This window comes from Paraglaciecola sp. MB-3u-78 (genome assembly GCF_002835935.1).
Classification (GTDB): domain Bacteria; phylum Pseudomonadota; class Gammaproteobacteria; order Enterobacterales; family Alteromonadaceae; genus Paraglaciecola.
Genome location: NZ_PJCF01000012.1, coordinates 127369 through 149293 on the forward strand (window position 1 = coordinate 127369; position 21925 = coordinate 149293).

Below are 21925 nucleotides of genomic sequence, written 5' to 3' on the forward strand. Positions count from 1 at the left end.
GTGCCATAAAGGGCCATCCAAAATTCATTTTTTTTATTTTTTGTACGGCAAATTTGCCGCCATTGCGGACAGTCGAGGGTGAGGTTAAGGTTATAGAGAGTATCGACAAATCGGCAGGTAAGTCGATTTGCACAGCGCATGCTGCCCGTAGGTTTAGACACAGGGATGTGTCTAATGAACATCCATAGGTGATCCAAAAGATACTCAGTTATCTGAATATAAACAATGACGAAATCGTCGAAATATTGCCCCACAAAAAAGAGCACCGCCTCAGATTAGTCTGTTTGAATAAAAGCAATATTCAGAGCTGGTTTGCACAACAGCGGGAGGCGCTTGTTTCCATTTTAAATTCTGTGAAAACAGCTGAGTAATAGGCGAGAAGCGTCTGACTATCGCTCTTTCATTGATATGAAAAAGAGGTGAAATTGAAAACTTGAGCTAAAGTATATTTTAAAACTTATGAAAAATGACGCTTTATTTTACTTATACCCAAAGGTTGTGATGACTCCAGACGGGGAAATATAATGTCGAAACGAACATTCTCAACCAAGGATTTGGCGCAAGACCCAAGTCGGCCGGCGGGCTTTATATATAAGCAGACTGAGACCCGTACTTGGAAGCATGAAACCTACATGCATCTACGCGCAAAGATAAAAGCAGACGCTCCCTCGCCCTGTTACATAGAAACAACCACTCAGAAATTGATTAAGACGTACGAGTCAATCAGGGTGTGTAAGTTTCAGGCAATTCGGAAAGCAATTGCTTCCCGTTTCATGATAGGTGTGGGGGGGATATTGGTGGTTGCTGGCTTCGCAATGGTTGTTGTCGGACTCACCTTTCTCTTTCCCCCCGCCGGCGCAGCTTTAACTGCCGTTGCAGTTTCCAAAGCAGCTCTCTTGGTAACCGTAGGGGGTGGTTTGGCGGTAGGCGGAGGAATGGTGTTACAGAAGAACATCGATGCTAAGGACAATCCCTGGAGAGTGGGCCCACCACTCGGTTGCGATCCCTGGGAGAACTGGAAACTTGTTAAAACAGACAACGTTAACGGACCGTTTGATCGTAGGCGTGAGATCGATTGCGGGCGGATTTATACTCAACCATTTCTTGGCATTGACCCGCCAACTGAACATGAAGGTACTGATGTTGATTCCGCAGACGAGCCTGAAATTGAGGTTCTCGAAGAGGGGTGACAGTAGGGGGCCATTCGGGGACATGACAAAAGCAGGAATCAAGAGGAATCAAGGGGTCAAGAACACTTGAAAACCGACTAGTAATTAAAAGTCCGCTCTCGGCACAGGCTGTGTGAAAACCCCAAAAAATTAAGGGCGCATAGGATAACGTTGCACTTTCGCATGATAATTACCCGTAATTTAAGAATGATTCTCCACAATAGGTGAGTATTTGATCAAAAACATAACTAAAAAACCCACCTATCTTTGAAATGGCTGTTTTTCACACAGCCAGGGCACTTTCTCGTCAAAAAACAATACTGAAAATCAACAAATGCTTAGGTCAGCTATCAGGCATTTTTTGACTTTAAACAAGAATACTCAATGACGGAAAAGTGCCTAAATTTTCATTTTTTGAATGACCGCTATCTTGGGCAAAGGAGTCGTTCGGCTAATGACGGCTTTGTCGGAATTCCCGTCCTTAAGATGATTAACTTGTTTGTCTGCTTTTCGCTCATTGCCGTCAGTCACATTTGATTAATCGTATGATGATTTTTGGCTCAATATAGTCTGATAGTTCGAATTCTCTTACGACCGCTATAGGTCGTTACCTCCCCTTTTGGGCTGCGAACTAGACTGATAATTTATCGCGTAAATCAGTTTAACTGTAGTGACTCCGAATGACGGGTATTGGCACATTTAAGCCCTTCAGTATGCAACGTTAATTCACTTATAGAGTTAAGATAAAGCCCATGCAGACTCCATAAAACATAATTTTAAAAAGGTAAAAGTATGTACCAATCAGGCGAGGATATTATGCAAATGCAGAGAATGGCCTCCAATAAAATTATAATTTTTGTCCTTAGTTTGTCCAATCCATCTAAGTAAATGTGTGTTTTCTCATAGGTTTCTTCAGTCTTAACGAAGTTAATTCCTTCGAAGCATTGAAACACCCAGCGCAGGGTGTGCTGGAATATGCAGTATTAAATGTAAGTCTTATTTGGATGCTTCCGCCACAATTCTTAATGTATGGAGATCGCCATAGCGGACAGTTGAAGATTTCACCTGTAAAATGGCGCTGCAGGGTGACAATATCCATCCATATAAGAGCAATTAAATCCTCACTTATTTTCATAACTACCGTGAATTTCTCGCCACTTGATAATATTTTTATGGATTTCTTCAAATGTTATCGTCGAATCTATTATGGTTCGGTCCAGTCGATAGAAGCCTTTGTCATTCTAAAACGAAAATAGCTGCGCTCTATCAAATAATGTCAACCATTCCTCCTTTGGCAACATTGGTGCGCTGCCCATACCGAATAGCCATTCTTTCGGACTTCCAATTACCCGCTTGGATGATTTTTATTAACGGTCTATTTTGTTCTGTCATACTGACGGTTGCACCAACCCTTGTTGAATGGCAGCTGTAACTTATTTTGTTATCTAAATACCTAGAACCACCAAAATTTTTAAACGTCTTGTAGATAGCTTGATAACCCATAGTTTTTTGTTGTACGGTTTGTTTCGGTGATAGCGTTCTAAAAATAAACCTTTCTGTGATCCCCGATGCGTTTAACCACTCGTCAAGCAATATAATGGTTTTAGGCGATATGTAGCCATAACTCCCTTGTCCTTCCTGGTCTGTCTTTGAATATGAGGCAAACACAGATCCATGCTCTCTATCGATGTGTGCCACTTCAATCTCCGCCAAATTCGATGCCCGAAACAAGCTGTCAAAAGCAAGATTAACCAGCAGTTTATTGCGTATATCCAACAGTGAGAGGGGGTTAAATGTTTCATTGAGCGCCACTAAAACCTCTGCAGTAACTGGATTTGCCTGTGTTTGCGCTGCTGGCTTTTTTTTGAGTTTGTTTGTTATAAAATCACGTAATAGCTTGGAGTGTTTGAACGGATCCGGTAGTTCTGCAATACCGATAAAAAATTTAATTGAACTGAGTTTGCGTTTAATTGATGCGTTTTTAAGGTCTGATGCCATGAGTGAAACAAAGTATGTTTTGATGGTGTCTTTCGTCACTCGCCAATCATCACTCATACTCACTAACCCGTGTTTTAAACAAAAAGATAAGTAATGTTCAAAATCACTTAAGTAGGCCCGTTTGGTATTACTGGCCATATCGTCCAATAGGTCGTGTTTGAATTCTTCGAGATTAGCTAACACTTGTGACCGAACAGTTTCATCAGAAATGTCACTCACGCTCATCAAGTCAGTCATTTTATCTCCATTTCAATTATTCTAGATAATTAAAATTATCTGGAATAATAGCCGATCTTCCGCACCCACTTTAAGAATAAATTCTCCGGTATACATCACCAAGGCAATTAATGATGATGTGTTGTCGTTCTTTTAAGTTCATCACCAGCGGAATGTGTTCAGCTTGATACAGAACTGTAATATTTTCGAAGCATTGGAAAACCCATCGAGCAGTGGGTGTTTGGCTTGGCTTTTTTTTCTGGTCGGGGAAGTAACACGCCTTGTCTTTGAGTGTTTTGCGGATTTGATGCTCTAGACTGGCGTACACCATTAAACAACTGGTCATGACCATCAGTAAGGCTTCAATACGTTCTGGCTTCTTGAGGTAAATGGCACTGGTTAGGAAGTCGGGACTTTTTAAGAAACGAAAGCCTTTTTCAACATTTTGCTGGGCTTTGTAGCTGCTGAGTAAACTGGCCATATCCAAATCATCACTGACATCATTGGTGGCAATAATGAACAGTCCGAGTTGCTGTAAAGCGGTTTGGCGTGATATCAGAGGTGTGCATAATTCGCCCGTGATTTGATATTCAATGCGCGTGGGTAATTCGCCTCGTTTAGGTCGTCCTGCGTTTGCATATACCGCCACTTCAATTGCTCGGGCATTGACATCACACACGGTTTGTTTACTTCGCCATTTTACAATGGCGCTTTGTGCATCTTGGACGCAGGCAAAGCGTTGTTGGCTTAACTGTTTGAAGCTTTTTCGCGCTTGCTCGCCGGCTTTTAACATGCGCTTGTTTAAGTTGTGTTGCTCACGCTTGTAAGCCTGCTCACTGCGAATGAGTAACCATGTTTGTTTAACACCGCCATATTCGCTGTCATAACTGACGCCTTCATAGCCTTGGGAAATAGGGGTAAACAGTAAAGTGGGGGCTTGTGCAACCAGTGCCTTCGCTTCTCTCAGTGTTTGCGGCACCCGCGTGATAAATAATTGACCTTGGGCGTCTAATTCCTCAATCGTTTCTTTGACATAAAGCGCCGCATCGGCCACTAAATAGCGGCTGGCTTGAGCCGCTTTTAAACTACCAATATGCGCCTTCACAATCTGTTTAAAGCCTTCCATATCATTGTTGTTGCCACTGGCGGGCTTCATGTACACCGGAATACCCGACTGGTTTTCGCAAATGAGATTTAATATCACCTGATTGAGCTCAGGGCGATGGTCACGTGAATAGCCTTGGGCAATGCGAATGTGTCCAAACTCACCCACTGGTGTGGCTTGGCCATCATAATGGAAACTAGTGGAGTCGAGATGCACCGCTTGGCAATCTAACCCTAGATGATTGACCACCCGCTCGCCTATGCCTTGGTAAAGAGAGGATACGCCCTTGTCGTAAAGTGCATCCAAACATCGCCCAAGCGCATCGTCATTAATATCATCGGCAGATATTCCTTCCCCGAGCAAACGGTCAAGCGGTTTGCTTTCAAAATATTCACTGTACATATGCAAAGTGCGACCGGTAAAACCTAAACCATTGAGTAGCATCGCCACGAATAATTGTCCAAAGCTGACTTTACGCTCATTAGAGCCACCTAATGCATCATCAATGTATTGTGCAAGTTGAATATCTTTACAAAATCCAGCGACAAGGCCAAGGTGATCGAGGGATTTGGAGGAGGGGTAAGTCATTATTTATAGCTCTCAAAAGAGAGTAATAGATCAAAACTGGGGATCGGCGTCAAGGTGTTTTTAACAAACCCACATCAAGTGGTCAATTAATAACCAAATTCAATTCTAAATTTAGGTGCGGAATGACAGATAATAGAGCAAGGGTGGTGCGTTGGTCAACAAAAAACGTTACCTGTAACAGATGTTATACGTGGGGTAGTGTGATGCGAGTTTTATTTAATTAAATTGTTACAGGTAACAATAAATGCATAAAACTATCCAACCTTAGGTATTTTGTCCCGAATTTGGATCTATCATATTGTTACCTGTAACAAAAATTATAAAGGGAACGGATGCGCTTTGTGATGTGAATAAATGTTACAGGTAACAAATAACTGTATTTTGATAGACAATGTAGTAATATTTTTATATCGACTATTATTACCTCAACGTTACAGGCATCACAGAGATGGCAAAAAGCACGAGTAAAGAAGCACAACCAGACCAACATTGGGTGCGTTTTGTCACTGACGGCTTAGTCGAAAAATACATTAAAATAGACGATATCTTGTCAGATGGTGGCGCAATACCTCCATACAGTGGTCAATTTCCGAAACAAGCGATGAAGACGTTAAAGTCTGCCCTCACTCCCGATGCTCACAGAAGATTAAGCGGTCGATTTCGTAAATATAAATATAGCGCCAAACATAATACTACGACATTAACCATTAAGGATGAGACGCTACAGCGTCTAAAGGCTATAGCGGATAAAGCGAGACTAGGTAATGAAAACTATGATCTGATCCTGGAATATTTAATGGATCCTGAGTGGGAAATACAAACAGCAAAAGAGCATGTTGCAGAACTAAAAATGCCTACAGGCATTGATGTACATGATAAAGGGCAACTATTAAGAGCGAAGCTCAGGTTCAGAGCTTCGACGTTTCAATATATGCTTTCATTAATCGAAGATGCTTTTAAAATGGGTTTTTTAGCGTGTAAAGCCATGCATGCCAAAAAGAGAACCAGTGCTGCTATTCAAGAGGCGGCTAATGAACATTTGGATAGATTAAAAGGGTTGTAATCCATTTCCGTGACCTGAATAAGATTAGATCCCTTTTTATCTATGCCTTTCTTTTCGCCTATTTATTGTGATGAGTCTCGCCATAATACTTTCCAAATGCATCATTCAGCATTTCTTTGGCGTGACGCCTTGTATGATCTTCTTCTGCTGAAGTTAGAATATAGAACCAAGTTTTGACTCGAATGACAACACCATACTGATGACTTGCATGGATACAATAAACGCCCGGTATGGTCGTTCAAAAGTGCATATCGCAGCGAAAGGGTTTGAGCAAAAATTTGCTATGCGACGAGCTTTTTTGTCCCCGCAATGCGTAATAACATGAAACCGATCGGTCAATAACATTGAAGACGATCACTTTTTTGTCTTCCAGTAGAACTCAGTAAAATCTAACTTGTGTGATCGGCTTCAGTCAAGGAATTTAGTTTTTTTCGCATGGATTCGCCTTTTAATTCTAACTTAATTGCCCCGTGAACAAGCCGATCTAGGATCGCATCTGCATGCGTGGATTCCCCGATCATATCGTACCAATTTTCTATCGGTAATTGACTCGCAATCAGTGTCGATTTTGTGTCATACCTCGCATCTATTAACTCAAGTAAATCACTGCGTTGTTGCCCCGTTAATGGCTCTAATCCCCAATCGTCTAAGATCAGTAAGTTCGCTGATGTGAGTTTGTTAATAAACTTTCGATAACTGCCATCCGCTTGTGCCATAAACATCTTTTCAAGCAATTCTTTGAGCCTAAAGTAGTAAACGTTTTCTCCCTGCTGGCAGTGGTTATGGCCCAACGCACAAGCAAGGTAGGTTTTACCGCAACCTGTTGCTCCTGTGATCAGTATGTTTTGGTGAAGACGAAGCCATTCACCTTGCGCTAATGAGCGGATCTGCGTTTTGTTTAACTGCCTCGACGCACCATAATCCAACTGTGCTAATGTCCCGTTCACTCTAAATTTGGCTTGGCGGGTCAGTCGGTCAATTTTACGTTGATCTCGCTGGGTTATTTCATGGTCAAGCAATAAACATAACCGCTCTTCGAAGCTTTGTTCGACGTATAGATTGGGTTGTTCACTTTGTTGTGATAACGCATCACGTATGCCGCTTAGCTTTAGCATGACTAATTGAGTATTGATTTGTTGCGTCACTGATTGCATGTTGTTTCCTTAGGTTTTATTAGTGGTAATAATGATTGCCACGGATATTTTGATGGTCTATCTCACTTAAAAGATCCAGCTGTTTTTCCGGTAGAGGTTGGCTATCTAACCCTTTCTCTAAGATAGCTTTCACTTGGTTTACTCGCGTAACACCTGTTGCTAACGCTCGGTAGCAGGCGGCTTCAAGTCGTTTGTCTGTGAACTTTTTTCCTAAACTCAATATGCCCATACAGGCACGGTAACTTTGCTCGGGGTGTTTTTTGGTTTGCATGAGTTGAATGACAAATTGCTCGGTTGATTTTCCGAATTTTCTGGCCCAACTTTCAAATCGTTCGGGGGTCCATTGCTGCTGTTTTTGATGGGCGATGGGCATATGGATATCCAGGGTGCTGTGACCTCCCACGCGGTATGATCTTGGATGAACGGCCACTTGTACCCCTTGATGATAAAGTGTGACCAGTTGCCCCGTAGCATGTGCTTCTAGCTTTTTCTTGATCAAGGCGTGTGGCACCGAGTAGTAATGTTTTTCAATCTCGATGTGATAATCAATATGCACTTTGACCTGTTTCACTAAGGTGTAGCGATAAGGTTGTGACGGCAAAGGTTTCAGTGCGGGTTTATCTATCGCTTCAAATTGGGATAGCCTTGAGCCTGGATGCTTTTTCATTTGCCTTTGATTCAAATCGGTTAAAAGTGTCTGTATTTTTAGATTTAACTGTCGCAAGCTAAAAAAGCTTTCCTTGCGAAGTCGCGCCATTATCCAACGTTCAACGATTTGAACACCCACCTCAGCTTTCGATTTATCCTTGGGTTTATAAGGTCTGGCAGGCACGATAACGGTATCGTAATGGGCGGCGAGTTGTTGGTAGGTTGGGTTCAGATCCGGCTCGTAACGACACGCTTTTGTCACGGCACTTTTTAAGTTATCTGGGATGACCAATTCAGGTACGCCACCCAGAAATTCAAAGCATCGTGCATGACTCATCACCCAGTCTTCGAGTTTTTGGCTAAACGTAGCCTCTGCAAAGGTGTAGTTAGATGCGCCCATGACTGCCACAAAAACCTGTGCTGTGCGGCATTCACCCGTTGTTGAGTCCACAATATTCATAGTGGGTCCACAATAATCAACAAACAGTTTTTCACCTGCTTTATGGTTTTGACGCATGGACGGTTTTTGACATGTTAGCCATGTTTTATATAGACGACAGAAGTGGTTGTAGCTGTAAAAACCTTCTGGATACCGCTCACCATATTCTTCCCACAATAACTGCAATGTCATCGTTTTCGGCCTCAGCTCTTGCTGGACGACAGACCAATTAGGGATGATGTAGCCCTTGCTCTTAGGTTTGGTTTTGAAGAATGCTCGTTGAAGCGTCTCATCATTCCATTTTTCATCAAGCGGCCAACTAGTGATCCCAAGAGAGGTGGCACGAATGGCATAAATAGACACGATTGACGCTGAAACAGATAAGCTTTTGGCTATTTTTCGATGGCTGAGCAAACAGCCGTATTTGAGTCTTAAAATCTCTTTTAACTTACGCATTGAAATAGGTGCCATTGGCATAGTTATTCTCACCATCAAAAATGAAAAGAATAACGGTTAAAAACACCTACTGGACAGACAAAAAAGAGTAAAAGTTGGGCAATAACATTAAGCCGGTCACTGAATAACATTTTAACCAAAAAGTGATCGGCTTCGATGTTATTGAGTGATCGGGATGGATGTTATTAGGTGATCGGCATCAATGTTATTAGGTGATCGGGTTGGATGTTAATATGCACCCGCAATACACAACAAAGTTGAGGGATATCCCAAAGATAATTTGTTAGCTCTTAAGCTTATATTTTAAGTGTAAATCGCGTCAATGATGACTGTCTGTAATGAGCCTAAAAGCGGTCGGTCGAGGATTAAACCTGACGGAGATGTTTGTGCCCAGACAGTGTAAAAACTCCAACGACCAAATTAATTACACAATACTACGTAAAATTTGTGTTTCATTAGTTATGAAACTTGGTCTGATTTTAATGTAAAACACATATTTACATCTATTTTTGTTCAAATAATGGGTTGGAAATGGTTTTTACACAGCCTGCGCCATGAGTGGTCATTAATCATACTATTTTAGACTTAATCTGACAGTTACCCATTTTTTAGCGGTGCCTCTCAGTTTTTTTTCATTCTAACTTTTCTAGCATGGATTTTAACCACTTAGGTGGTTTAAAATCTTCAGGAGACTTAACACGGTAGAGTCTGAAATTACCATGCGCTATCAGACGCTCTGGGTAACGTTCAAAGCGTTGCTCAAAATTTCCATCAATCATATTCCACATCTGATATCTTAGCGTAATCTCGCTCGCAAAAGGAGCACCTTCCAGCTTTGTAGTTAATTCGCCGTCACTTTGCTTTAACCATTCAGGATCAAAAGTCATAATTGCTTGGAAAGGAAAACCGGGGGTATAAACCGTGAAAGTTGCCGCTTGTTCAGGCAGGTACTCCAACGTAGCGAACTTTAATTGTTCTTCATTTGAAACCTCTAATATTCCAGACCAGTAACCAAATCTACCTTTTTTATTTTCTGAGACTATTGCAGTTATTTTTTTAGATTCTTTAGCAATAAATCGCTCAGGCGTTGACTTTTCTTTTGTAGTTTTTAGTTCATAACTTAAACTAGATATCTCGCCTGATGCTAGTTTCACTGCTTCCGTCACCAAATAGTCCTGACCTATGAATTCTGTCAGCGTGATTTTTAATTGAAGTCTTTCATCTTCCGTTCGAGTATAAAGATGACAATTGAATTTATCACATCTTATATCTTCGTTTGCGAAAGTAATTTTCTTATAAACCTGCATACCAGATGCAATTTTATAAGAGGTGAGGCTATGCTGATTATCTGGCGTAATTTTTAACACTTTAAATTCTGCACCTGAACGGCTAATCCCTTCCCAAACACCCACTGGAACGATTTTTTTTAAGATTTGTGAGTGGCTACCCTCCGTTACTGTCTCTAATTCGCTTTCTTGTACATACTCTTTATTTGGTTGAGACGTGCAACCAACAACAATCGTTAGTAAAATAAAAATGTATATTTTCATTACCTTCCTTATTATTTGTTTCCTTTAAACTTGAGATTAACACTTTATAAATTCATTCTTAATGTTTATTTTACTTGCTTAAATGACCGTCCGTATTAGTGTGTTTTGATTAATTAAACGAACGGCTGTTGATTGCTCGAATAAAACTAAATCACAATAAATCACTACGTCTGCTTTCTTGGGCAAAGGAGTCGTTCGGCTAAGGTCAGGTTTGTCGGAATTTTTGTCGTTAGCAGATTGGTAAAAATCGACCTAAAGCGGTCGTAGTTCAATCGGTATATATTGATCACTTTTTAAGGTTTGTCGAAATTATCGGTTAGTATCCTAATGGCAGGTGATCCGACATTTATAATGTCTCATATTGATTTAAAAGTATGTGCTTTTGATAAACATATATAAATATCAGGGAACTCACATTTCCCAATAGCAGACATTGTCAGATCTAAGACTAGTTCAGCATTTAGGGGCTAAAGTCAGTTCTTCAGGTAATTTTTAAGCTGTGTAGCTGAACCTAAATTTTATCCATAGGGCTTTGTGTATTGCCAAATTTAGTCCCAATCACATGTGTATAAATTTCTGTTGTTTTAACATCGGCATGACCTAGTAAGTCTTGAACCGTTCGAATGTCAGCGCCACTTCGTAAAACCTGGGTAGCAAATGAATGTCTAAATGTATGGGCTGTTATTCTTTTAGCGATATCTGTTTTTATTACAGCTTGTCTTAACTGCTTTCGATAAGCGGTTTCATGAATATGGTGACGACAGACATACTCGTCATAGGGGTATACACACCGAACAGAAGAAGGAAAAACGTGTTGCCACGACACATCTTTGGCAGTATTACCATATTTTCTGATGAGTGAGGCAGGCAATGATGTCAATCCATGACCTTGTGCAACATCGCTCTTGTGGATCTGTTTCGCGTACTCTATTTGCTTTATCAAGGCGTCATCAAGAGTTTTTGGCAGCAACGAATATCTATCTTTGCCACCCTTACCTCGGAATATAAATACAGTATGGTTGTCAAAATTAATATCTTTTACACGTAACTTTAGTGCTTCATTTATTCGCAAGCCGCAGCCATACAGCAAAGCAGTAATAAGCCAATACTTACCTTTCAAATGCAATAACACTTGCCGTACTTCCTGCTCACTTAATACACAAGGCATGCGTCTTGGTTGCTTGGTAAATGAATAAGCTAAGCCTACTATTTCTCGCTTTAGGATGTGTTTGTAAACAAAAATTAATGCACACAAAGCCTGATTTTGAGTCGAACTACTAACCTTCCTCTGATTTGCGAGATAGGAAAGGAACGGCTCTATCTCTGCATTACACATGTCATTAGGGTGTCGTTTGTCATTAAAGTAGATAAAGTTGCGTATCCAAAACAAATACGATTTCTCAGTTTGCAAACTATAGCGTCGAACGCGGAGTTCAGCTCTTATGCTTTCAATAAAAGGAGATTTTGGCACGATTATCACACTTCAATTAACTGTATATAAAAAAGGGCTATCCATTTAGCTCCACCAGACACTACATGAAGTGGCTTCCTTATTTTGTCACTTAGGTCTTGTTAGGGCAAAACGGTCATACGTAATTATTGATATTCAAACGCTCATTCTGAGTAAAACCCAATTACGGCTTGCTTAAGCTGAACGACCGTTGGTCTTTGCAGCCGTTCGCCAAAATCGAGTCGTATTGTAAGATCACTAACTGAGGCTTGACTGGGATATATAATCAAACCTCTGGAATATTATTTTACAAACGTCAGTTTACATTATGAAAAATTAAATATTGAATGCGGGCGTCATTAATTGTTGTTCTTGTCGGCTTATACCAATTGAACTTGCTACTTGACTCCATTTCTTAACACTATCAATAATTTCTTCCTTTATTTGCAGAGCTTTATCTTCGGCTAATTGAAAATAACCGATCACCTCCATTGCAAGATCAAAGTCCAAGCTATTATCATATTCAGAGATATTTAGATGAAGACCAGTTGCCGTATTAACAGGGTTGATATCATACGCAGGTGAAAGTACCCATCCTTGATCCCTATAAATAAATCCATGATTTCTTAAATGATCATCACAATTAGACACGGCAATATTAAAGACTATACGCCGCCATAATTGCGCTAAGTCTTCTTGTGTATTTGAACCATTCACTGTCAGAAATTCTGCTAATTCTAGGTAGCTGGCTCCTTCTTCACCATCAAAGTATTCAAGCTGCGTCATTGCAGAAGAAAAGTGTAAACGACCAGTGGCTGTGCGATCGAAGCGCTTAGTCAAGAAGGTATGATGATCACTATTAAACTTGTGTATTTGGCATGGGGACATGTTAATCCCAGCATCTAAGGCTAAACGATGCGTAACATACTCCCAAGCACCTACGTCGTAATCATCATTTCCACTAGGAAATTTTGCCAACCACAACTCATTATTTTCATCAACCACGCATGATTTAGGGCGAGCACCACCTAAAGAGGAACCTGGTGACATTAGCATATTTAACCATTTACGATATTCAGGATTGTCTAGGTCTATGTTTTGCTCAATTTGTTGTGCTGCATATTCTAATTCTTTAAGTGAAGCGATAGGTGGTGCTGCTAGTTCGTTATTATTATCTAAAAAGTCACCATCACTGTCCTTTTTGAAACGTAATGCACCCATGCGATACATGTCATGAACACCTAGCAGGTAATCTATTTCACGTAAGGGTATAGGCCTTCGCTTTTCATCTCTAGCTAAAACAGCTTCTCTTCGCTGCATTAAAACTCGCCCCCAGCGATCAGGACAAGAATCTAGAAATACACGAAAATTACTGTCATTACACGTGTATTGTTCACCGGCATATAATTGTAACTCAGGATCAATTTGCTGAGCAATACCAGACATGAGCCAATCATTTTCATAAGAGAAGCTGAAACTTTCCCTATTACGAATTATTGAAGCTCTCAAAGTACCTAAACGAGTAGTCCCTTCAAGCGCTTCCCAATCAGCAAATACTAAAACTTGAGTGCTCACTTCTTTTTACTCTCTTTTATCGTTAGTAAGTTTATATCTTGAAGCTTTCTTCCTAATTCATCATCTTTTGCTACATTTAGTAAATCATCTGCTAATCCTAAGACACTGAGCACCACTAAGTAGTGTCCCATTGAAACACCTGGATCACCTTTCTCAATGTTCCTCACGGTAAGACGGGATAATCCTGTTCGCTCAGAAATTAGTGTTTGCGTTAACGTTCTTCTTTTTCTAGCTAACTTTATATTCTCACCAAGTGCCGATAATATTTTTTTATTTTTAGGAAATATTACAGCACTTCGTTTATTAGCAACATTACTTTGCATGCTATATTTATCTTTTATCACGATATTGACAAGTATAGTGACCATCTGCAGAACCATCAACATAAATAAACTATATAATTACCATACTTAGGTTTTTTGGCACATATATCGTTCAATATAGAATGTGAACGTCAACAATGAGCCTAAAAGCGGACAGTCGAGCGTTAAACCTGAAGGAGAACTTTGTGCCAAAAGCCGACATAAGGTTCTAGTCTAGAAAAGGCTTAAATCGACCTATAGCGGACGTAAGAGAATTCGAACAATCAGACTATATTGAGCCAAAAATCATCATGCGAGCTAATTAGTTTTTCAACCACTAGTGCCCATATCTTTGCACTATAAAGTTCCAGCATACCGACAATAAAAAACACACCTATACTGTATAAAAATACAGTATAGGTGTGATATATGTCTATTGTCAAGGATGCCAGAAGAGAGGGGACGGTAAAGTATGAACGTCATAAACCAGAGCAAACCCTTCTTTATCAAATTATTGAAAAATATTACCCGCAGTTTCTGAGCCACATGGGGCAACAAGATAAAGATTTTCCCAAGTATGTGCGGTCAGAATTTGAAGCGTACCTCAAGTGCGGTCGTTTGGAATATGGGTTTTTGCGAGTACGTTGTGAAGATTGTCACCATGAGCACCTGGTTGCATTCAGTTGTAAACGCCGAGGGTTTTAGTCGTGGTCTGCCAGACCCAGCTGTGGTGCGCGGCGAATGGCAGAAAGCGCCGCCTTGCTGGTTGATGATGTGTTGTCACATGAGCCCATTAGGCAATGGGTATTGAGCTTCCCTTTTCAACTTAGATTTTTGTGTGTCAGTTATCCTCGCATCATGGGAAAAGTACTGGGTATTGTCTATAGCACACTTGCCACACATATCACTAAAAAACAGGCTACAACAAACAGACCGCACAAACGGGGGCGGTCACACTGATCCAACGATTTGGCTCAGCACTGAATTTAAATATCCATTTTCATATGCTCTACATCGATGGTGTATATGCCGAAGATAACTATGGCAAAACGCGTTTAGATGAGAAACATCCCTATTTCTCACCCTACGGGCAACCTTTGGTTGTCCTAATTCATTCCCGATGAATTGGTCACCCGATAAAAGCGCCGACAAAAAGTGAACTGAGTAGTCTTACTCACCGCCTTAGCCAGCGTGTGGCTGGTTTTCTTGAGCGCGAGGGCTTATTAGTGAGGTATGATGACAATGACTACCTGGCTTTGGATGGGCTGGAAGACGATCCGATGTTGCAAATTCTCGGGTATTCAATAACCTACCGTATCGCTACAGGTAAACAGCAAGGACGAAAGGTCTTTACCTTGCAAACCATTGCACCTATGGCAGAGCAAGGGCTTGCGTCAGGTTGTGCATCAAATGTGGCAGGCTTCAGTCTCCATGCAGGTGTCATGAGCAGCGCGCAGGATAGGTGAAAACTGGAAAGGCTGTGCCGTTATATTACCCGCTCTGGGGTATCAGAAAAAAGGTTGGTAATAACGACTTACGGTAAGGTGCGCTAGCAACTAAAAACACCCTACCGTGACGGCACCACCGGTGACCGGCGCAGTCATGCCATATTTGAGCCGCTGGATTTTATTGCTCGTTTAGCGGCCTTAGTACCCAAACCCGGCTTAAACCTCACTAGATTCCATGGTGTGTTTGTGCGGGGCGGCCCTCGCGGGGTGGCCCTCCACCAAAGAGTCGGCACCGCGTGACAATAACACCAGCCTTACGAAATAAGGCAAAAAAAGCCTTGCAGACAGGGCAGGAAAAAACACGGGCACAAAAACACCAATCGATGACCTGGGCGCAAAGACTTAAACGGGTTTTTAACATCGACATTGAAACGTGTGAGCAATGCGGTGGTGCGGTTAAGGTTATAGCGAGCATCGAAGACCCATTAGTGCTCCAAAAGATACTTAGTTACCTGAATACAAAAAATAACGAAGTCGTCGAGCTATTGCCCCCACAAAGTCGAGCACCGCCTCAGATAAGTCTGTTTGAATAAAAGCCGTTCATCATCATAAGCAAAACTGGTTTTCACAACAGCGGGAGGCGCTTGTCTTGAATTCTGAATTACGTGGAAACAGTTGATTAATAGACGAAAAATAGCCGACTTTCACTCCCTTAAGAATATGAAATAGATGTCAATATGGAAAACATGAGGCATCATGTATTTTGATTTTAGGAAAAATGACGTTTTATTTTACCTATACTCAAAAATGAATTATAAAAAGTAGCTTAACTGAAGTGGTCGTATTAAGTTGACCACGTCGCTCTAAACGTTGCTAGCCTTTTACTTTCATCAAATTTTTGAATTAACCTATGGGGTATACCAAGCTCGCCGCTTATCGTTTGGATCTAAATCCCATTTATCGGAAACTTTAGAGCGAGCATAAGAATGATAATTGTAGAGGCTTTGACTCAATAAATGGATTTAATGCTGAGACCTGATGATTATGAGGTAATGAGGCCGAAAAATATGAGTGAAAATGTTTAAAATGCTGAACTGAGCTGTTTAGCTCGACCGTTGCCTGAAATAAAAGTTAAAAATGTTTTTTTACAGTGAGTTAAAAAAATACCCCTTGCATAGAACAGGGCCTTGTTTTATTGTTCAAAAAAGATGTAAAAATTTAAATTTTGTTAATAAAAATGGACGGAATCAAGCCTTATGTTTAAATTAATTTTTGCCTTTTGGATCACTGTATTGTGTGCGAACTCGTACGCTGTGGAGTTTGTATATCATCCTACTTTAACAATGAACCCTAATGGTGTCACACCACTTGCAGGCCAGGTAGAGTTCATTACTGACGTTCCGACGAAGATAACGCTTGTTATTATAGATATAAGTGGTACTCGTTACGTAAAATTCTCTGAGTTCAAGACGAGTCATTTTTTGCCGCTACTTGGTGTCATATCTGACCGTGAATATTCTTTGCAGGTAAAAGCTACCAGCGCCAACTTACAGAGTGTCATGTCTAAAGCAATTTTATTTTCGACACCTGCTCTACCACTTGATTTCCCAACAATAGATGTTTCCGATAGCATTCCCGAGGACATGGAGCCAGGCCTCACCTTACTAGACCTCTACAACGGAAGCCGCCAAAGTCCGATTAAGGGACGCGCCATGGTTCTTAACTCTTCCGGTGAAGTTGTCTGGTTTTCATCATTGGGTACCAACGAAGGCAATGTCAGAAACTTTATCGAACGATTGCCAAATGGTAATTTACGCTATCTCGCTAGCAGAGCGGAAGCAAGTTACAACGAAGACACAGTGATTGTGAGCGACTTGCTAGGCAATGTGATCAGCAGCACTGAAATGATCGACCCAGGTGTTGGACTTCATCACGACCTTATAAGCACTCCTGAAGGGACATTTATGAGCCTTACCCGAATCAAAACGTCCGTTGATAACTTCCCCACCAGTGATACTGATCTGGCCGCGCCAAAGGAAACTGCATACGTACGTGACGAGCCAGTGGTGGAGTTTAATCCGGACGGAACCGTGGTTGCAATTTGGCCATTAGTTGATCTTATCGATCCAACTCGCATAGGGTATGACTCTTTGCGTCCGAGCGCTGCTGGATTCGACTCGTTTCACACTAATGCGGTTTTCTACGATGCCAGCGATGATTCAATTCTAGTTTCTGCTCGTCACCAAGATGCAATATTCAAATACTCGCGCGCTAGCGGTGATCTGATTTGGATCCTCGGTAATCATCTAAACTGGTCTCCTGAATTTCATCCATTTTTACTGCAACCGACGGAGGACCTATTCGATTGGCAATATCACCAACATGCAATGATGCCTACACCCGACGGTACACTGCTTCTTTTTGATAACGGTAATCGCCGTACTAGTCCTTTCGACGGAAAGCTACCACTTGCTGACAGTGAAACTTCTAGTCGTGCCGTCGAATACAAAATAGACGAGACCCTGATGACCGTAGAAAAGGTTCGGGAATTTGTTATTGGTGGATCCAGTCCTGTGTTTTCCGGTACCCGTGGTGACGCAGATTGGTTGCCAGGCACTGGTAATATACTTGCTACTGCATCAGATGTCAGTTTTGAAGGTGGTATTGCAAGTAAAGATCTTGGATTTGGCACTCGCCATACAAGAATCATAGAGTACGCCACTAATCCAGAGAGGGAGGTTTTTGATGTTCGCCTATTCAGTCCCGAAGAGAACTCGCGCATCCATGTATATCGCAGTGATCGCATACCGGGCCTTTACCCGGCCTCAGTGGAAACTGAAGGGCCACTTGAAAAACTGCAGGTGAAATCTGCTTGGATTGAAACCGACACTTGTTTCGAAATAGACAACGACGGCGACAACCTAATCAGTGAGGACAGTGGTAATGTACCAGGAGACGATGATGGTGATGGCCAAATTGATGAAGACCCATCCGAGTGTGCTGGCGACTCATACGGTGGTACTCCACTCGCCAATGATGACGCTGGTACCTACAGCTTTGAATCTGGATTACAGCCAAAAGTACTGTATTCGGTAACTTCAACCTCTGTCCATTTTAACTCCGCTGCTGCCGGTACAGCTGTGTTTTACAATTCGTGCATGCCACTACTAGAATTGGATACGGTTAGTGCCGGTCCAGTCGCTTTTCTAGTATACGAACATCAAGATGGAACACTACAGGCGATACATGACTTTTCGCCGGGTCACCCCGTTATGGGAGGAACTATAAGCGAGCAGAGCACTATTGCGCAATTAAATCGCGAATTCCTGCCAGGAGAAGTTTTTCACCTCTACGTGCGCATGCGGGAAATCGCTGAAACAACTGAAACCGGTAGTTCATGTCATAACATCAGCACTGCCGCAACCGCCAGCGCGCGTGGGGTAGAGACAAAATATGCACCCGCGATACTGTCATTTCAATAAATAAAGTGGAAGTTCGAACAATTAGTACAGGAAATGCTAATAATGCCAAGAGAAGGTATATTCATTTTTTGTTGTTTGGCATTTTATATGTTGGCATTCAAGAATTCTGGGTTTCTGTGCTTTGGAAAGGAAGTCTGATTTCCTTTGCCTTAGCCGTGGTTATTACGGAAGTGCTTTATCTGACATTCGCCTTTTTTGTTGGTAAATGGATAGATGCCATCTTTTCCAAAATTCGTATAGCAGACTTGGTAGCGTACGTCGTTTGTGGGCTCGTGGGGCTGATAACAATAGAGTGGATTTTTGTAGGTAATCGCCCTGGCGAAACTGAAGCCAATCAATTCGTCATGTTCACAACCTGGGGGGGCGCGGCACTTTTTGCTCGTATGATGACAGACAGTTCTGCTAACGTAGTGAAGGTCAAATTATACGCTTTGAGGTTTTTCTTGCTCTTTACAGGGCTGGCTACCTTACTTGGATTGATTTTCGCTGTGATAAATTCTCAACTGAGTTTCGCAATCACTTACGTGGCCGCAATTTTAGGGTATCCGATAATGAATGTGTTCTTCATTTGGTATTTCTTTATAAAGGCTAGGGGCTCGGAAGCCTAGACTCAACCATATGCGATTTTTTGGGGTATTCACCCCTAATAGAAACCTAAGAGGGCGCATGACACAAGAGAAACATGATGATGCTTGAATATTCCATCTTCCATATTCTGAGGCAAGGTACTTAGCATCTCACTATCAAGATTTCAGTATTAACAGCTAGCTTATTCACTAACCTCAACGACAAACATTTCGCTAATTTCTCCAACACCATAAATGAGTAAACACAAAACCACCCTCAAATGCAGCTGTCATAGAAGCAAGTCGATAGCGTTAATTGGTCCTATACTCTTTGTCAGTATTGATGTTCTGAAAAAGTTTGCCGTGAAGTTTTATTTGACCGATGCCCTACCATATTGAAGGAACAAAAGGGGTCAAGTTGCTTGCTTCACAATACTCTAAAAAAAAAAAGGGGGTCAAGTTGCTTGCTTCACAATACTCTTGTTCAATTCCTCGAATAGTGCAGGTCACTCACGGTGGTTTTTAATCCACCATGGCCTTTGATATGAGTACAAAGTGAAGATAATGCTAAGGCATCCGGTAAGGCCAAGGCTAACATCTTTAATACCAGCGCATCTTGTGATGACCACAAGTGAAGGGTTTCACCATCGGCTTTGGTGACAACGCTCAACGGCATAAAGGTGTAATCCTGTTTGTTGAGTGTTTGCAGCAGTTCACCACGGATAGTGTGCCAGTGAAAACGCAGGTGCCAAATATCGGCATTGGCGGGAAAGTTACGCCGTTGCTTACATAGCCATGAGTAGGCTGTATCGAGAATGACTTCGGTGAAAACATGTTTAGCATCTAGCATGGCTTAAGCATAGCTGAATGACTGCTAAGGGAGCAAAATTAGGGTGTTTTTAGAAAAGCTGAATGACTTGTGTTGGCACTGAAGCGACGTAGAGGGAACGTTCCTAAATATGGGGTTTTAGCAGCAAAATACAGTAATATAATTCTTCGTTCGTATGTCGGCTATGTCGGAATTCTTGTCCTAAGCGAGACGGAAGATAAGGTCCGCTTTTCGCTCAAAGCAGACTAAACCATAATAAACAGCTACGTCCGCTATCTTGGGCATAGCAGTCATTTGATAATTCAATCAGGCAGCTGTGAGCCTAATACCGGACAGTCGAGTGTTAAACCTGACTGTGAAGTTTGTGTCATTTGCCGAAATTGAGAAGAGCCATGCTGACTGGCTGCTCTGAGCCTAGCGGACAGTCGAGAGTTAAACCTGACGGAAATGTTTGTTCCAATATGAGGCATAGAGGTTGCTAGAAAAAACTGGTTTAGACAACCTTTCTCGCCACCAAAGGAGCCTTAATACTTCTGGTTACAAAACTCTGTTTGTGCCTCTAACTATATTTTGTTCTAGTTAATCAATAACTACACAAAATAAAGAAAGTTTTGTATGAACAAGGATTTTGATGAACTAAAAAGTGAACTTCAAGCAAAACTTTTATTCTGGAATAATATAAAAAGTAAACAAACTAAAGCCTTCTTAATTCTAGTATTTTTTGGGGTGATTGGATTAAAAGTTTTTACCACTATTTTAACTTTCGACTGGCTTGCAAGGTTATTATGACCATCAATTTCCGCCCCCTTAATAAACATGATATTAACTATTCAAAAGTTATAGACCTTTTTTTCGAAGCTTTTCCAAAAATTCAACGCCTACCACAATGGATTGTTAAATATAGAATGAGAAATGGAAAAGATGGTTTTGATGTTCTTTATGAACATAATAATTGGGTCGGGTTTATCTACGCTAAAGAATATAAAAACATTGTATTTGTAAAGTTTTTTGCAATATCAGTGTCGATCCGTTCAAGTGGTTACGGAAGTATAGTCATGGATTCAATGAGGAATAAATATTCAGACAAAAGAATTGTACTAAATATTGAAGAGCTAGATGAGAAAGAAGAAAACAACCATCAGAGAGTTAAGCGTAAAGCTTTTTATGAAAGAAATGGGTTCAATTCTACTGGATTTATTATAAAGGAGCCTGCTGAGCGGCAAGAGATGCTTATAAGCGGTGGGACTATATCTAAAAAAGAGATAGAGGCAATGTACCGGCATTTTTTAGGGCGTTTCTTGTTTTCTTTACTTAAGCCCGAAGTGCTTCAAATTGAATGAAAATTTCATTCATCTGGACGCAAAGACCCATAGTGAACGATTCAAGATTCGGATATGAGCGGCTGTTTTGAAGTGTTTAGCAGCAGCTTTGATGGCCACCAATATCAGTTTGTGCTCGAAGCTGTCTGTCGCCTGAGTGCCATTAGCAGAAATAGAGAAGGGTTTGGTGACAGGCAGCTTGCCGCCAGTCGTGAAAAAAGGAATTGAGAGGGATTTCTGGCGGTCAAGCACCATATAACAAAAGTTTATTGTATTGAGGCAATAAGAGCGATAGCGGAAGTTCATATATATCTTTAATATCGCTGGTTGGTGCCATTAGCTAACATTCATGCCTCTGGAATTTGAATGGCAGCCCTTTACTTTATAAGACTAACGGCACAATTAATATTGAAGTTAGAATATATAAATGAACCCAATGCCTACTTCGGTCTCATAATTACTACGAGCAATTGGACTTTCTCGAACGTCACTACTGTAGTATTCAAAAAGTGCTTCACCGAATATCTGCCAATTCTCATTCTTGAATAAATGAAGTTGCTTGAGGGAC

At 41.2% G+C, this 21925-nt stretch carries 17 protein-coding genes and 2 pseudogenes; 9 read left to right on the forward strand and 10 right to left on the reverse strand.

The features are described from left to right. Nucleotides 1–524 precede the first annotated feature (524 nt). Nucleotides 525–1190, forward strand: coding sequence for a hypothetical protein (locus CXF95_RS23295; RefSeq protein WP_101200923.1), 666 nt, complete (start codon nucleotides 525–527; stop codon nucleotides 1188–1190). A 1245-nt stretch (nucleotides 1191–2435) separates the two neighbouring features. Here the strand turns inward: CXF95_RS23295 and CXF95_RS23300 are convergent. Then, entirely contained in the window at nucleotides 2436–3404 is a 969-nt protein-coding gene (locus CXF95_RS23300; protein WP_101200924.1) for a tyrosine-type recombinase/integrase, read from the reverse strand. 70 nt (nucleotides 3405–3474) lie between these two features. Next, nucleotides 3475–5076: an IS1634 family transposase gene (locus CXF95_RS23305; RefSeq protein ID WP_101197774.1), complete on the reverse strand. Its 1602-nt coding sequence runs from the start codon at nucleotides 5074–5076 to the stop codon at nucleotides 3475–3477. Nucleotides 5077–5524: 448 nt separating this feature from the next. On the opposite strand from CXF95_RS23305, the gene CXF95_RS23310 reads away from it, so the two are divergent. Both CXF95_RS23310 and CXF95_RS23315 read left to right on the forward strand, forming a co-directional pair. Further along, nucleotides 5525–6139: a hypothetical protein gene (locus CXF95_RS23310; protein WP_101200925.1), complete on the forward strand. Its 615-nt coding sequence runs from the start codon at nucleotides 5525–5527 to the stop codon at nucleotides 6137–6139. Nucleotides 6140–6347: 208 nt separating this feature from the next. Beyond that, the gene (locus CXF95_RS23315; RefSeq protein ID WP_369809344.1) at nucleotides 6348–6464 is read left to right on the forward strand and encodes a DUF4113 domain-containing protein; all 117 of its coding nucleotides are present in this window, start codon (nucleotides 6348–6350) and stop codon (nucleotides 6462–6464) included. A 64-nt stretch (nucleotides 6465–6528) separates the two neighbouring features. Here the strand turns inward: CXF95_RS23315 and istB are convergent, their stop codons facing one another. From istB to CXF95_RS23345, 6 genes are all read right to left on the reverse strand, one after another. Continuing rightward, complete coding sequence (gene istB / locus CXF95_RS23320; protein WP_101198245.1) at nucleotides 6529–7293, reverse strand: IS21-like element helper ATPase IstB; 765 nt, start codon at nucleotides 7291–7293, stop codon at nucleotides 6529–6531. A 19-nt stretch (nucleotides 7294–7312) separates the two neighbouring features. Beyond that, nucleotides 7313–8857 (reverse strand): IS21 family transposase, encoded by a 1545-nt coding sequence (gene istA, locus CXF95_RS23325; RefSeq protein ID WP_101198246.1) that lies wholly within the window; start codon nucleotides 8855–8857, stop codon nucleotides 7313–7315. A gap of 611 nt (nucleotides 8858–9468) precedes the next feature. Beyond that, entirely contained in the window at nucleotides 9469–10386 is a 918-nt protein-coding gene (locus tag CXF95_RS23330) for a hypothetical protein (protein WP_101200926.1), read from the reverse strand. A gap of 511 nt (nucleotides 10387–10897) precedes the next feature. Next, nucleotides 10898–11857 carry an integron integrase gene (locus tag CXF95_RS23335; RefSeq protein WP_101200927.1) on the reverse strand — a complete coding sequence of 320 codons (960 nt, stop codon included), beginning with the start codon at nucleotides 11855–11857 and terminating at the stop codon, nucleotides 10898–10900. 315 nt (nucleotides 11858–12172) lie between these two features. Continuing rightward, nucleotides 12173–13411, reverse strand: coding sequence for a type II toxin-antitoxin system HipA family toxin (locus CXF95_RS23340; protein WP_101200928.1), 1239 nt, complete (start codon nucleotides 13409–13411; stop codon nucleotides 12173–12175). Continuing rightward, entirely contained in the window at nucleotides 13408–13734 is a 327-nt protein-coding gene (locus tag CXF95_RS23345; protein ID WP_101201009.1) for a helix-turn-helix domain-containing protein, read from the reverse strand. Before CXF95_RS23345 ends, CXF95_RS23340 begins: the two co-directional genes overlap by 4 nt. A 408-nt stretch (nucleotides 13735–14142) precedes the next feature. Between CXF95_RS23345 and CXF95_RS23350 the strand changes: the two are divergent. The 3 genes and pseudogenes from CXF95_RS23350 to CXF95_RS23360 all read left to right on the forward strand — a co-directional run bounded on the left by CXF95_RS23350 (nucleotide 14143) and on the right by CXF95_RS23360 (nucleotide 19251). After that, nucleotides 14143–15754: pseudogene (locus CXF95_RS23350) on the forward strand (transposase). A 1050-nt stretch (nucleotides 15755–16804) separates the two neighbouring features. After that, nucleotides 16805–18643: an aryl-sulfate sulfotransferase gene (locus tag CXF95_RS23355; protein WP_232788011.1), complete on the forward strand. Its 1839-nt coding sequence runs from the start codon at nucleotides 16805–16807 to the stop codon at nucleotides 18641–18643. A gap of 5 nt (nucleotides 18644–18648) precedes the next feature. Further along, nucleotides 18649–19251 carry a hypothetical protein gene (locus CXF95_RS23360; protein ID WP_157828226.1) on the forward strand — a complete coding sequence of 201 codons (603 nt, stop codon included), beginning with the start codon at nucleotides 18649–18651 and terminating at the stop codon, nucleotides 19249–19251. 442 nt (nucleotides 19252–19693) lie between these two features. On the opposite strand, the gene CXF95_RS23365 is transcribed toward CXF95_RS23360, so the two are convergent. Beyond that, nucleotides 19694–20059: a hypothetical protein gene (locus CXF95_RS23365; protein WP_101200931.1), complete on the reverse strand. Its 366-nt coding sequence runs from the start codon at nucleotides 20057–20059 to the stop codon at nucleotides 19694–19696. Between the two features lie 594 nt (nucleotides 20060–20653). Between CXF95_RS23365 and CXF95_RS30080 the strand changes: the two genes are divergently transcribed. Genes CXF95_RS30080 through CXF95_RS29705 form a run of 3 tightly spaced genes read left to right on the forward strand, consistent with a single transcriptional unit; the run spans nucleotide 20654 to nucleotide 21585 of the window. Continuing rightward, entirely contained in the window at nucleotides 20654–20827 is a 174-nt protein-coding gene (locus tag CXF95_RS30080; RefSeq protein ID WP_198556684.1) for a hypothetical protein, read from the forward strand. Further along, a complete protein-coding gene (locus CXF95_RS23370) occupies nucleotides 20824–21378 on the forward strand; it encodes a GNAT family N-acetyltransferase (RefSeq protein ID WP_101200932.1) in 555 nt (184 codons plus the stop codon). The genes CXF95_RS30080 and CXF95_RS23370 overlap by 4 nt, the downstream gene beginning before the upstream one ends. 54 nt (nucleotides 21379–21432) lie before the next feature. After that, the gene (locus CXF95_RS29705; RefSeq protein ID WP_157828227.1) at nucleotides 21433–21585 is read left to right on the forward strand and encodes a hypothetical protein; all 153 of its coding nucleotides are present in this window, start codon (nucleotides 21433–21435) and stop codon (nucleotides 21583–21585) included. Nucleotides 21586–21771: 186 nt separating this feature from the next. Here the strand turns inward: CXF95_RS29705 and CXF95_RS31210 are convergent. Further along, a pseudogene (locus CXF95_RS31210) lies at nucleotides 21772–21885 on the reverse strand (MipA/OmpV family protein); the annotation flags it as partial. Nucleotides 21886–21925 lie beyond the last annotated feature (40 nt).

Bases quoted from the DNA above. Each gene is read 5' to 3' on its own strand.
- CXF95_RS23295 (WP_101200923.1), top strand. From the start codon at position 525: ATGTCGAAACGAACATTCTCAACCAAGGATTTGGCGCAAGACCCAAGT.
- CXF95_RS23300 (WP_101200924.1), bottom strand. From the start codon at position 3,404: ATGACTGACTTGATGAGCGTGAGTGACATTTCTGATGAAACTGTTCGG.
- CXF95_RS23305 (WP_101197774.1), bottom strand. From the start codon at position 5,076: ATGACTTACCCCTCCTCCAAATCCCTCGATCACCTTGGCCTTGTCGCT.
- CXF95_RS23310 (WP_101200925.1), top strand. From the start codon at position 5,525: ATGGCAAAAAGCACGAGTAAAGAAGCACAACCAGACCAACATTGGGTG.
- CXF95_RS23315 (WP_369809344.1), top strand. From the start codon at position 6,348: ATGGATACAATAAACGCCCGGTATGGTCGTTCAAAAGTGCATATCGCA.
- istB (WP_101198245.1), bottom strand. From the start codon at position 7,293: ATGCAATCAGTGACGCAACAAATCAATACTCAATTAGTCATGCTAAAG.
- istA (WP_101198246.1), bottom strand. From the start codon at position 8,857: ATGCCAATGGCACCTATTTCAATGCGTAAGTTAAAAGAGATTTTAAGA.
- CXF95_RS23330 (WP_101200926.1), bottom strand. From the start codon at position 10,386: ATGAAAATATACATTTTTATTTTACTAACGATTGTTGTTGGTTGCACG.
- CXF95_RS23345 (WP_101201009.1), bottom strand. From the start codon at position 13,734: ATGCAAAGTAATGTTGCTAATAAACGAAGTGCTGTAATATTTCCTAAA.
- CXF95_RS23355 (WP_232788011.1), top strand. From the start codon at position 16,805: ATGGAGCCAGGCCTCACCTTACTAGACCTCTACAACGGAAGCCGCCAA.
- CXF95_RS23365 (WP_101200931.1), bottom strand. From the start codon at position 20,059: ATGCTAGATGCTAAACATGTTTTCACCGAAGTCATTCTCGATACAGCC.
- CXF95_RS30080 (WP_198556684.1), top strand. From the start codon at position 20,654: ATGAACAAGGATTTTGATGAACTAAAAAGTGAACTTCAAGCAAAACTT.
- CXF95_RS23370 (WP_101200932.1), top strand. From the start codon at position 20,824: ATGACCATCAATTTCCGCCCCCTTAATAAACATGATATTAACTATTCA.
- CXF95_RS29705 (WP_157828227.1), top strand. From the start codon at position 21,433: ATGAGCGGCTGTTTTGAAGTGTTTAGCAGCAGCTTTGATGGCCACCAA.